This window comes from Streptomyces phaeoluteigriseus, from assembly GCF_001896135.2.
Classification (GTDB): domain Bacteria; phylum Actinomycetota; class Actinomycetes; order Streptomycetales; family Streptomycetaceae; genus Streptomyces; species Streptomyces phaeoluteigriseus.
Map to the genome: position 1 here is coordinate 997,726 of NZ_MPOH02000019.1, position 11,563 is coordinate 1,009,288.

The 11,563-nt window shown below is 73.7% G+C and carries 10 protein-coding genes and 1 pseudogene; 9 read left to right on the forward strand and 2 right to left on the reverse strand.

The features are described from left to right. Positions 1-62 precede the first annotated feature (62 nt). Together BM536_RS34225 and BM536_RS44095 are read left to right on the forward strand one after the other, a co-directional pair. On the forward strand, positions 63-635 hold the full coding sequence (locus BM536_RS34225) for a hypothetical protein (protein ID WP_245873912.1): 573 nt from the start codon (positions 63-65) through the stop codon (positions 633-635). Then, a complete protein-coding gene (locus BM536_RS44095) occupies positions 632-757 on the forward strand; it encodes a hypothetical protein (RefSeq protein WP_281258611.1) in 126 nt (41 codons plus the stop codon). Before BM536_RS34225 ends, BM536_RS44095 begins: the two co-directional genes overlap by 4 nt. A 10-nt stretch (positions 758-767) precedes the next feature. Here BM536_RS44095 and BM536_RS34230 read toward each other — a convergent pair whose 3' ends face one another. Next, positions 768-1,028: a hypothetical protein gene (locus BM536_RS34230; protein WP_073493863.1), complete on the reverse strand. Its 261-nt coding sequence runs from the start codon at positions 1,026-1,028 to the stop codon at positions 768-770. 151 nt (positions 1,029-1,179) lie between these two features. Between BM536_RS34230 and sigJ the strand changes: the two genes are divergently transcribed. From sigJ to BM536_RS34255, 5 genes are all read left to right on the forward strand, one after another. Further along, on the forward strand, positions 1,180-2,124 hold the full coding sequence (gene sigJ / locus BM536_RS34235) for an RNA polymerase sigma factor SigJ (RefSeq protein ID WP_073493861.1): 945 nt from the start codon (positions 1,180-1,182) through the stop codon (positions 2,122-2,124). Between the two features lie 114 nt (positions 2,125-2,238). After that, the gene (locus BM536_RS34240; RefSeq protein ID WP_094103869.1) at positions 2,239-3,453 is read left to right on the forward strand and encodes an NAD(P)/FAD-dependent oxidoreductase; all 1,215 of its coding nucleotides are present in this window, start codon (positions 2,239-2,241) and stop codon (positions 3,451-3,453) included. Between the two features lie 95 nt (positions 3,454-3,548). After that, on the forward strand, positions 3,549-5,225 hold the full coding sequence (locus BM536_RS34245; protein ID WP_094103870.1) for a helix-turn-helix domain-containing protein: 1,677 nt from the start codon (positions 3,549-3,551) through the stop codon (positions 5,223-5,225). Positions 5,226-5,438: 213 nt separating this feature from the next. Continuing rightward, positions 5,439-6,755: a type III PLP-dependent enzyme domain-containing protein gene (locus BM536_RS34250; RefSeq protein ID WP_079275028.1), complete on the forward strand. Its 1,317-nt coding sequence runs from the start codon at positions 5,439-5,441 to the stop codon at positions 6,753-6,755. A 31-nt stretch (positions 6,756-6,786) separates the two neighbouring features. Further along, positions 6,787-7,017, forward strand: coding sequence for a hypothetical protein (locus BM536_RS34255; RefSeq protein ID WP_143651034.1), 231 nt, complete (start codon positions 6,787-6,789; stop codon positions 7,015-7,017). A gap of 145 nt (positions 7,018-7,162) precedes the next feature. On the opposite strand, the gene BM536_RS34260 is transcribed toward BM536_RS34255, so the two are convergent. Further along, a complete protein-coding gene (locus tag BM536_RS34260; RefSeq protein ID WP_245873913.1) occupies positions 7,163-7,993 on the reverse strand; it encodes a sensor histidine kinase in 831 nt (276 codons plus the stop codon). Positions 7,994-8,400: 407 nt separating this feature from the next. Here BM536_RS34260 and BM536_RS45075 point away from each other — a divergent pair. Together BM536_RS45075 and BM536_RS43435 are read left to right on the forward strand one after the other, a co-directional pair. After that, positions 8,401-8,949 (forward strand): annotated as a pseudogene (locus BM536_RS45075) (PA14 domain-containing protein); the annotation flags it as partial. 41 nt (positions 8,950-8,990) lie between these two features. Beyond that, on the forward strand, positions 8,991-11,507 hold the full coding sequence (locus tag BM536_RS43435; protein WP_245873914.1) for a fibronectin type III domain-containing protein: 2,517 nt from the start codon (positions 8,991-8,993) through the stop codon (positions 11,505-11,507). The last annotated feature ends 56 nt before the right edge of the window (positions 11,508-11,563 follow it).

Sequence of the window (11,563 nt, forward strand, 5' to 3'; positions counted from 1 at the left end):
CCGTTCCCGGTGACCGACGACACCGGACCGGATCCGTCCGTGCCCGGAGCAGGGCTCGCCCCATGACCGTGAACGTGCCCGGCCGGCCGACGACCCCGGAGCCCGCGCGGCCCGGTGCCCACCGGTGGCCCACCGAACCCCTACCCGACCGCAGGCCGGGCCCGACACAGCGGGACCAGGACCCGTCCCCCTGGGAGGCCGACCGCGTCCGCGCCCTGAGCCGCAGTCAGGTCGAGGACCGGCTCCAGGAGTTGGGCGATCTCTACGCGGACAGCTCCGGCGGCAAGCCGTGGGCGAGGGAGCGGGACCGGGACGCGTTCTTGCGGGGGCTCTCCGGCGACGTACGACGGCCGGGGTTCGCGCTGCTGATAGCCGAGACCACCGTGCTCACCGCCTGCGCCTACGGCTTCGCGGTGGACGACCACGGGGCCTGGTGGCGGGGTCTGAGCCCGCACGGGCAGGTGCCGGCGGATCTGCGCCGCCTCGCCGCCTCCGGGCGGCTGTTCGCCGTCTCCCGGATCGTCGTCCAGCCCGCCGTGCGCACGCGTCACCAGGGCCGCGACTGGAATCTCGCCCGGCGGCTCCAGCGGCGGCTGCTCGCCGACCACGACGCGAGCGCGGCGTCACGCTGGTGAGCCGCACCGACGCCGGGACGCTGAAGGCGATGCTGGGGTGGGGATGGCGCTACGTCGAGGGGGACGCCGGCGACGAGCCGCTGCCCGCCGCGCCCTGGCACGTGCTGATCCTCGAGCCCTGAGGACAGGCGCTCACACCTCGTCCGTGTGCGCGGGGCCCTCCGGGGAGGACTCGCTGGTCGACAGCCAGGACCGGGCGGGCCCCGCGGCCTGCGCGGTGTCGATGGTGAGATGCAGCCGGGTGCCGCCCCCGGTACCGGCCGGATAACTGCGCTGCTCGGCCGAGGCGAAGCAGCGGCGCAGCACCTCGGCGACGCGGCGCGCGGTGTCGGGCGTGGCCGCGACGATACGGACCTCGGCGAACCCCTCCGAGGGCAACGGCTCCTGATCCACCCGGACCTCCCGTACGTGTGTGCCGCGCGCTCGACGACGTACGGCCCGCTCCTCGCAGCCTATGCCGCCCCTCGCCCTCCTCGCCGTCTCACGCACCGTCCGGCGCCACGGCTCTGCCTCCTCCTGGTCCGGGAGAGTTAGGATCCGGGCCATGGCCCTGACCGTGAACGACGTGGATCGGTTCGAGGCCTCCAGGCGCCGCCTGGAGGTCATCGCCTATCGGCTCCTCGGCTCGGCGAGCGAGGCCGAGGACGCCGTACAGGAGACGTTCCTGCGCTGGCAGGCCACCGACGTCGACCGCATCGAGGTCCCCGAGGCCTGGCTGACGAAGGTCCTCACCAACCTGTGCCTCAACCAGCTGACCTCGGCCCGCGCCCGGCGCGAGACCTACGTCGGCCAGTGGCTCCCCGAGCCGCTGCTCGCCGGGGACCCGATGCTCGGCCCCGCCGACACCGCCGAACAGCGCGAGTCGGTGTCGTACGCGGTCCTCACGCTGCTGGAGCGGCTCTCCCCCAACGAGCGGGCGGTGTACGTGCTGAAGGAGGCCTTCGACTACCCGCACCGGGAGATCGCCGAGATCCTCGACCTCACCGAGGCCGCCAGCCAGCAGTTGTTCCACCGGGCCAAGAAGCACGTCGCCCAGGGCAAGGCCCGCAGCGAGATCGACGAGGCCGCCGCCCGGCGGATCGTCGACGAGTTCCTCGCCGCCGCGACCAGCGGCCGGACCGAGCCGCTCGTGCGGCTGCTCACCCAGGACGCCGTCTCGATCGGTGACGGCGGCGGGAAGGTGCCGGCCCGCGCCAGGGCGTTCGAGGGCGCGCTCGCGGTCGCGAAGTTCATGCGCGGCCTGTTCAAGCCCGGCAAGGCCAAGCGCGACCTGGTCGGCGGCTCGCCCGGGATGTACGCCACGACCGCCAACGGCGAACCAGCCCTCGTGGCCGTCCTCGACGGCCGCGTCATCGGCGTCATGTGCCTGGAGATCACGCCCGAGGGCATCGCCGCGTTCCGCAACCAGGTCAACCCCGACAAGCTCGAGCGCGCGACGCGGGTCTGGGCGGCCACCGACCACGGCGAGCCGCTCCTCACCCCCTTCTGATGTCGATTCACCCCCTTCTGATGCCGATGTGAGCTGCTTCACATCGTGTTCCTGTCAGGAAACGCGGGGCCGCCCGGTTCAAGTGGCGAACCCGCCCAAGACAGGAGCATGGAGATGCAGCAGCGCGTCATCGTCCTCGGAGCCGGATACGCCGGAGCCATCGCCGCCGGGCGCCTCGCCAGGCGGCTGCACCGCGAAGACGTCACCATCACCCTCGTCAACGCCGAGCCCGACTTCGTCGAGCGCGTCCGGATGCACCAGCTCGCCACCGGCCAGGACCTCAAGCCCCGTCCCTTCGACGAGATGTTCGCGGGCACCGGCGTACGGCTGAAGCTCGCGAAGGTCACCGCCGTGGACGTCGACCGCAAGACGGTGGCCGTCACCGGCACCGACGCCGGCCCGAGCGGCGTGGAGGAACTGGAGTACGACACCCTCGTGTACGCCCTCGGCAGCGGCTGGAACCCCCAGGGCGTCCCCGGTACCGCCGAGCACGCCCACGAGATCGCCGGCCGCCCCGGAGCACTCCGGCTGCGCGAGCGCCTGGCCCGCCTGGCCGCCGGACAGCCCGTGGTCGTGGTCGGCGGCGGCCTCACCGGCCTGGAGGCCGCGACCGAGATCGCCGAGGCCCGCCCGGACCTCGACGTGGCCCTCGCCGCCCGCGGCACGCTCGGCGACTGGCTGTCGCCCAAGGGCCGCCGCCACCTGCGGAAGGTCGTCGACGGCCTCGGCATCACCGTCCACGAGCACACCGCCGTCACCGGCGTCGCCGCCGACCACGTCACCACCGCCGACGGCGGCACCGTCCCGGCCGCGGTCACCGTGTGGACCACCGGCTTCGCCGTCCACCCGATCGCGCGGGCCAGCGCCCTGGAGGTCACCGACTCCGGCCAGATCGTCGTCGACCGGACCATGCGCTCGGTCTCCCACCCGGACGTGTACGCCATCGGTGACGCGGCCAGGGTCACGGGCCCCGCCGACAAGCCCCTGCGCATGTCCTGCGCCTCGGGCGTCCCCACCGCCTGGCAGGCCGCCGACGCCATCGCGGCCCGCCTCACCGGCGGCAAGGTCCCCGAGGTGCCCCTGCGCTACTTCAACCAGTGCATCTCCCTGGGCCGCAGGCAGGGCCTGATCCAGTACGTCACCGCCGACGACCGAGCCGTCGGAGCGGCCCTGACCGGACGCACCGCCGCCCTCTACAAGGAACTGATCTGCAAGGGCGCGGCCTGGGGAGTGGCCAACCCCACCATGCTCCTGCCGACCCGCCGCCGCCGCGTCGTACCGGAGCGGCCCGAGGCGTCGGCGGCGGCCGGGGCCGAGGCGGCGGCCTGAACCGCACGTCCGGCGAGCCCGTTCCCCTGACCCGCTCCCGTGACGCCTCCTACACTCAGCGTCACATGCCGTGCCGACGCGAAGAGGGGGGCCGGATGGCGCTGAACGCCATGGGCGGGCCGGGGGACGACGCCGCACCGGGGCCGACGCTGGAAAAACTGCTGTCGGTCATGGGGGCCGGGGCGCTGGAGCTGTGCGTGGCTCCGCGCGGCCTGGCGGTCGTGGTCGAGGGGGTCACGGTCCTGGACCCGCTGGAGCCGGCGCTGTCGCGGGGGCAGCTGCTGCTCGCGGTGGGCGTGGACCCGCAGTCGGCCGCAGCCCTCGACGTCGTCCGCGATGCCGCCCGGTCGGGCGCGGCCGCGGTGGTCCTCGGCCAGGGCAGGTCCGGGCGGCCCCCGGACGCGCTGCGGTCGGCCGCCGAGGCCGCCGGTACGGCGCTGCTGTTCCGTACGGCATGGTTCGGCTGGACCGAGCTGGTGGGTGCGCTGCGGGCCGGTCTGGTCCTGGCCGGAGTCCCCGCCGATCCGGCCGCGTCCGCCGTGACGCCGGGCGATCTGAACGGCCTGGCCGACGCGGTCGCGGTCCTGGTCGGCGGTGCGGTCACGATCGAGGACCTGGAGTCCCGGGTCCTGGCGTACTCGTCGACGAAGGAGGACGTGGACGAGCTGCGCCGCCTGACGATCCTCGGCCGCCGGGTGCCGGAGTGGCGGGTCTCCGCCATGCGGGAGGCCGGATTCTTCCGCGCCCTGTGGGGTTCCGGTGACGTCATCCACCGGCCGGCCCACGGGGAGAACCCCGAACGCCTGGTGGTGGCCGTCCGCGCGGGCGGTGAGGTCCTGGGATCGATCTGGGTGGCGGCCGCGGGCGCCGACCTCCCGCCGCACGCCTCCGACACCCTGCGGTCGGCGGCACGGGTGGCCGCCGCGCACCTGCTGCACCACCGGTCCCACCGCACGGACGCCCGGCTGGCCGAGGACGCGGCCCGCGCGCTCCTCGACGGACGCGGCTCCGCCGCCGTACTGACCGAACGCACCGGGATACCGGCCCACGGGCACTGCGCCGTCCTGGCGGTACGCCCCGGGGCCTCCCGCAAGGGGGACGACGGGGCGGGGGAGACGGCCGGGAAGCTGTGCGCCCTGCTCGCGGTGTGCTGCGGCGCGTACGACGTCACCCCGGTCGTCCTGCCGGTCGACCGGGGCGCCCTGATCCTGCTGGGCGCGCTGCACCGGGACCCCCGGCGGGCCGTCGAACAGGTCTCCCAGCTGGGGACGGCGCTGGTCCGGCAGGTGACCGACACGTTCGGGCCGGACGCGAGGATCGGCCTGGGCACGGTGGTCGGCACCCTGACGGACCTGCCCGAGTCCCGCCGGTCGGCGGACCTGGCCCTGCGGGCCCTGCTCTCGCCGGGGGAGCACCGCACCGTCGCCTTCGCGAGCGAGGTGGCCGAGACGATCGCCCTGAACCAGATGCTGGACACGCTGACGGGGACGGGGTCAGGGGCGGGGGCGGCACCGGACACGCCCGTGGCGCGACTCGTGGCGTACGACGCCGGGCACGGCGGCGGCACGATGGTGGAGACCCTGCGCGCGTACCTCGATCACTTCGGTCATGTCCCGGACACCGCACGGGCGCTGGGCGTGCACGCGAACAGCCTGCGGCACCGCATCAGCCGGCTCACCGAGGTCTCCGGGCTCGACCTGCGCAGCCCGGACGCCCGTCTCCTCGCCCAGCTCCAACTGCGCCTGCTGGAGCACGGCGGCCGCCAGGCGTGAGCCTTCGGGCGCCGTCACGATGAAGGGACGGTTCCTTCGTGCCCGCGCACGACGGTGACCGCCCCACCGCGCGGTTTCGCCCCAGGGCGAGAACCGTGGGCCGGAACACCGGAACTCCCGACGAAGACGCCCGCCCCGCCCCGGAGGGAGTCTGGTGGTCCGCCGCACGGCAACCGTGCGCGGTCGAGACCCAGGGCTCCGGGAAGGTGCGCGATGAGTGTTTCCACGCAGGCCGAGAACAAGGCCGACCGGCGTGAACGGATACTGCGAGCAGCCGTACGGCAGGGACTCCTGGACCCGGAGTCGGCACTGCTGGCCGGGTTCGTCGACCTCGACGGCGTCGACGGGACGGTCGCCTCCCTGCGGACCGCGTTCCCCGGCTCCCTCCAGGTCCTGCACGCCTTCGCCGCCAAGGCGAACTGCCTGGTCCCCGTCCTCGAAGAACTGCGCCGCAACGGCATGGGCTGCGAGGTCGCCAGCGCCGGCGAGCTGGCCCAGGCCCTGGAGGCCGGCTTCGCCCCGGCGGACATCGTGTTCGACTCCCCGGCCAAGACCCGGGCGGAACTCGTTCGGGCACTGGGCCTGGGAGTCACCGTGAACGCGGACAGCTTCCAGGAACTCGAGCGGATCGACGAGATCCTCGCGACCCGCCCCTCCGGCTCGCGGCTCGGCGTACGCGTCAACCCGCAGGTCGGCGGCGGCTCGATCAGCGCCATGAGCACGGCCACCGCGACCTCCAAGTTCGGCATCCCGCTGGAGGACGAAGGCAACCGTGAGCGCCTGTTCCAGGCGTACCGGGACCGCCCCTGGCTCACCTGGGTGCACACCCACGTCGGCTCGCAGGGCTGCCCCCTGGACCTGATCGCCGCGGGCATCGCGAAGGCGGTCGCGTTCGCCGAGGAGATCAACGCCCGTCTCGGCCGACGGCAGGTCACCGGCATCGACATCGGGGGAGGCCTGCCGGTCAATTTCGACAGCGACGAGACGACCCCCGGCTTCGACACCTACGTGGACCGCCTGCGCGAGCACGCGCCCGCCCTGTTCTCCGGCGACTACGAGATCGTCACCGAGTTCGGCCGCTCCGTCCTGGCCAAGAACGGCTTCATGGCCGCGTACGTCGAGTACACCAAGACCGTCGGCGGCCGCCCCATCGCGATCACCCACGCCGGCGCCCAGGTCGCCACCCGTACGGTGTTCGCCCCCGACGCCTGGCCTCTGCGGATCGAGGCCTACGACCCCGGTGGCAACGCCAAGAACAGCCCGCCCGTGGCCCAGGACATCGCCGGCCCCTGCTGCTTCGCCGGCGACCTGCTGGCCCGCGACCGCACGCTGCCCCTCCTCGACACCGGCGACCTCGTCGTCGTACCGGACACCGGGGCGTACTACTTCTCCACGCCCTTCCACTACAACAGCCTGCCCGAACCCGCCGTGCACGGCGTCCGCGTCGACGCCGACGGCCGGGTCACCTTCCGCCCGCTCCGCCCCGCCCAGGCCGCCCACCCGTCGGTTCCGGCCCTCGCGGCGCGATGACCCTCTCCGAAGAAGGGCAGGTGCAGCAGCCATGAGGTCACGGCGCGCCCGGTCGGGGCGCCCCATGGAGCCGCCCCGGCGGGAAGCCGTCGGACGGCGACTGTCCGTCACGGCCGCGCGCTGCCGCCGGGCGACGAGCGACATCACCCGGTGGCTCTCCCGCCGCCGCCGCATCGCGGCCGACCAGTTCCTCCGCGGCGCGTGCTACGGCGCCGGCACCGCGGTGGTCGGCCTGCTGGCGGTATGGCTGCAGACCCGCTGACGACCGCCGCGTGTCGTGTGCACGGGAAGTCATCGCAACGGAGGGGACCGGTTCACGGGTGTCCGCCGGGTGCCGTATGCACGGGAAGTCGCCGCAACGGCCGGGACCGGCTCATTCGGTGACCGCCACGTGCCGTGCACGGGAGTCACCGCAACAGCCGCGACCGGCTCACGGTGAAGCCCACCGTGGCGCCGCCACCGGGTCGCGCGCCGGCGGACACGGTTCCCCCGTGGGCCTCGGCGACGTCGTGGACGATGGCGAGGCCGAGTCCGGAGCCGGGCAACGGCCGAGCGCCGTCGGCCCGGTAGAAGCGGTCGAACACGCGCCGGACGTCGGCGTCGGCGATGCCGGGGCCCCGGTCGAGGACGGTGACCGAGCCCTGCCGGACCCGTACCAGGACGGGCTCGTCGCCGTCGGCGTCGAACTTGGCGGCGTTCTCCAGCAGATTGCCCACCGCGCGTTCCAGTCCCTGGGGGCGGCCGCGTACCACGCAGTCATCGGCGTCGACGTGGACCAGGCGGCCGGTGCGCCGGTGCACATGTTGCGCCGCGCGGCGGGTCACCTCGGCCAGGTCCACGGGTTCCTCGGCCTCCTCGCGGGCGCCCTCCAGGGCCAGTTCGACGAGTTCGTCGACGAGGTGACCGAGTTCACGCGTCTCGTCCTGGACGTCATGGAGGAGCCGGTCGCGGGAGTCGGGGGACAGTTCGGTGACCCGGTGCAGCACGGTGGCGTTGGCCAGGAGGCTGGTCAGGGGGGTCCGCAGCTCGTGGGCGGCGTCGTGCACCAGCCGTTCCTGGGCCTCACGGGCGGCGACCATGCGGGCGAGCATCCTGCTGAACGACGCGTCCAGCAGCGGTACGACCTTGCGCCACTGCGTCTCGTTCATCGGCAGCCCGTGTCCGAACACCAGGACCGGCCCCGTGCCGCCGGTGTCCTGGTAGTCGATCGGCCCGGACGAGAGTGCGATCTCCGGCATCGTGCCCCCACTCGACGGATCCTGGAGGGCAACTCTCCTCCACGTCGGCGGTCACCGCCATGACCCCTGGGGTGATGTCCTGCGCTCTGACGGAGACGGCCGTCTCCGCCCGGGAGTCGGCGGGCAGGCGGATCCGGTTCGGCGGAGTCGCTGTGGCGGGTCCGGTTCGGGCGGGGTCCGGTTCCGGTGAGGAGGAAGTCGGTTCGGCGGAAGTCGCTTCGGCGGGTTGGGGTTCGGCGGGGTCCAGCTCGGTAGGACGACCGCTTCGGTAGGCGTTCCGCACGATTTCGCCCGCGAACGTCTGTTCGCATGCCATCATCGCCAAGCCGAGATCGATCACCCGGTGGACCACCCGAGCCGTGCTGCCGCAGGTGGGGTGCCGGGCCTGAGGAAGGATGACGCCCCGTATGGGCAGACCCGTTCCCCCGCAGTCCCGTGTCCGGCCGCCGCACCGGCTGTTGTGGCCGGTCACCGCCGCCGCCGGAGCCGCGCTCGTCGCCGGTACCGTGCAGCCCCCGACCCCGGCCCAGGCCCGGCCGGACGTGACGCCGGTCGCGTCCGTGACCTGCTCCGCCGGAGTGTGGAAGGCCGACTACTACCCCAACACCACACTCACGGGCACACCCCGCAAGTCACTGTGCGACGCCTCCGTCAACGAGAGCTGGGGCAGGGGCCACCCCGCCGGGATATCCCTGCCCAACGACCGCTTCGGGGTCCGCTGGACGATGCGCCGGAACTTCGGCGGTGGCGGCCCCTTCCTGCTGACGACCGCGGCCCAGGACGGCGTCCGGGTGTGGATCGACGGCAAGCGATACGTCAACCTGTGGCGCGACTACGCCTCCACCCAGCGAGCGAGCGTCAAGGTGACCGTGCCCGCCGGGACGCACACCCTCCGGGTCGACTACGCGGCTGTCACGGGCTCGGCCAACGTCGCCGTCAGCCTTGCCCCGACCACCCCGGACAGGACCGCCCCGTTGGCCCCCGCCGCCGTGAAGGCGTGCGCGGTGACGGCCGGGCCACCGTCAGCTGGGCCCGCAACGCCGAGGCCGACCTGGCCGGTTACCGGGTCTACCGCTCCACGAGCACCCCCGTGGCGATCGACACCGCCCACCGGATCAGTGGCTCCGCTCCGCTCACCGGCAGCGCGCTCACCTCGACCGGGCTGCGCAACGGCACCAGGTACTGGTTCGCCGTCACCGCCGTGGACCGCGCAGGCAACCAGTCCCGCGCCTCCGCCGACGTCTCGGCCGTACCCGCCGACACCACCCCGCCGAAGGCCCCGGACGTCCTGGGCGCCGACGGCTACGGCGACATCGATCTCAACGACAACGGCGTGGCCGACCCCGAGGACGACCTGGGCGAGAACCACCTGAGCTGGGGCCCGAGTTGGGACGACGATTTCAGCACCCAGGACACCTTCGCCGGCTACCACGTCTACCGTGCCACCGCCCCCGGCGGCCCCTGGACCAGGATCCGAAGCGCCGACGCCCGAGTGGTCCAGGACAACTTCCACGCCGACAAGCAAGCCCCGATCGGCGTCACCGCGTACTACCGGGTCACGGCCGTCGACACCGCCGGCAACGAGTCCACTTCGGCCACCACCGAGTCCGGTGAGTACGCCCGGACCGTCGCCTCCGCGCTCCGCCCCGACACAGGTCTGTACCCGCCGCGGCAGCCCACCGGGCTCCAGGGTGAGCTGAGCGGTGACAACGCCGCGCTGGACTGGGCCGACAACCCGGTCGGCAGCCCCACCCACGGCCTGACCACCGGCTACCAGGTGCAGTCCGCCACCTCGGCGTCCGGCCCCTGGACCCTGCGCGTCGGCGGCGACGCGCCCCTCACCTCGTCGCAGTTCACCGACACCTCCCTGCCCGTGGGCAGTACCCGGCACTACCGGGTGCGCGCCGTCGGCAAGGCCGTCGACGCCGACACACCGCGCGCGTACTCGGCGTGGACCGAGCCGGTCGCCGTCAGCCGCCCGCTACCGCCGGACACCACCGGCCCCGCCGCACCCGCCGCGCCCGAGGTCACCGCACCCGACGGCGGCACCACCGCCACCCTGACCTGGATTACCAACGGCTGGCCCGGCTACGACCAGGACTTCGCCGGCTACCAGGTCACCCGCGGCGACAGCCCCGACGGCCCGTTCACCAACTCCGGAAGCCCCCGCACACCCCAGTGCGCCGCCGTGCCCGGCACCGACGAGCAGGTCCGCTGCACCCTCACCGACGGGCCCGTCGCCGCCGACGCCACCCCGTACTACCGGGTCGTCGCGGTGGACCAGTTGGGCAACCGCTCCTCCGGCACCGTGGTCCGGCTGAAGCGGCTGCCCCCGCCGGCGCCCAAGCCGTCCACGCCCACCGGACTGACCGCCACCCGCGTCGACGGCGGCATCCTCCTCGACTGGGACGACTCCCCGGCCTCGGAGGTCTACCTCTACTACCTGTACCGCACGACGTACGGCAGCCCGTGCGCGAGCGTCGACACCTTCCACACGGCGGACTCCCACTACGTCGACACCAGCCCGTGGCGCATGGCCCGTTACTGCCTGACGGTGCGCAACTTCGTGGGCGGCTACAGCGACCCGATCTGGGTCGACGTCTCCGACGAGCCCACTCCCGCCCCCCAGACGCCCGAGATGCCGGCCGCGACGGGCACCACCGACGGCATCCGGCTGACCTGGCCGGTCAACGACCCCGTGGCGGCCCGCTACGAGATCTGGCGCCGCACCGAGACGGACGCCGAGTACCTCAAGACCGCCGACATCCCCGCGACGGCCTCCCCGGACTGGACGGACACCGGAGCACCGGCCGGAGTGCCCTCCTGTTACCGGACCGTCGCCGTCAACGCGGCGGGGGACCGCTCGGGCCTCTCCGAGGACACGTGCGCGGTACGCCCGTACCCGGAGGGCACCGAGCGTCCCGACCGGCCCGCGGGACTGGCCGCGCGGCAGGACGGCGACCACGCGGCGCTGTCCTGGCAGCCCGTGCCCGGCGCGACCGGCTACCTGGTCTACCGGTACTGGGGCGACGCCGCCAACCCGGGCACACGGGTCCAGGACCAGCCCGTGACGGGCACCACCCTCACGGACACCGCCGCCCCCTCGCCCTCTTCCAACGCCTACTACGCGGTCGTGGCCGTGGACGCCGCCGGCGTGCGCTCCGAGGCCGCGGTCCTGCCGTGGGCGGGCGACGGCTACGGCGCCTCCATGACGCTGGCCGCGAGCGGCTCCGCGGACGGTGTGCTGCTCACCTGGAAGTGGACCTGCCAGAACGAGTGGTGCCCGGCACCCTCCTCGGTCGCGGTGCAGCGCTGGAACCCGGCCACCCAGGTGTGGGACGAGCTGACGTCGACCCTGCCCGGCACCGCCATGTCCTACCTGGACACCACCGCACCGTCCGGAACCGTCTCCCACTACCAGGTCCAGGTCTACGGCCAGGACGGCGACACCCCGAGCCAGATGGGCTACGGAGCCGTCCCCGCCACCCGCCCGGCACCCCCCACCGAAGCCTGACCCCCACCCCGCCCGCCCTGCGATCACGCAGCGGGTGGAGGTCATACAGGCTGCGG

Excerpts from the sequence above, each read along its gene's own strand:
- BM536_RS34225 (WP_245873912.1), top strand. The coding sequence starts at position 63 with ATGACCGTGAACGTGCCCGGCCGGCCGACGACCCCGGAGCCCGCGCGG.
- sigJ (WP_073493861.1), top strand. The coding sequence starts at position 1,180 with ATGGCCCTGACCGTGAACGACGTGGATCGGTTCGAGGCCTCCAGGCGC.
- BM536_RS34240 (WP_094103869.1), top strand. The coding sequence starts at position 2,239 with ATGCAGCAGCGCGTCATCGTCCTCGGAGCCGGATACGCCGGAGCCATC.
- BM536_RS34245 (WP_094103870.1), top strand. The coding sequence starts at position 3,549 with ATGGCGCTGAACGCCATGGGCGGGCCGGGGGACGACGCCGCACCGGGG.
- BM536_RS34250 (WP_079275028.1), top strand. The coding sequence starts at position 5,439 with ATGAGTGTTTCCACGCAGGCCGAGAACAAGGCCGACCGGCGTGAACGG.
- BM536_RS34255 (WP_143651034.1), top strand. The coding sequence starts at position 6,787 with ATGAGGTCACGGCGCGCCCGGTCGGGGCGCCCCATGGAGCCGCCCCGG.
- BM536_RS34260 (WP_245873913.1), bottom strand. The coding sequence starts at position 7,993 with ATGCCGGAGATCGCACTCTCGTCCGGGCCGATCGACTACCAGGACACC.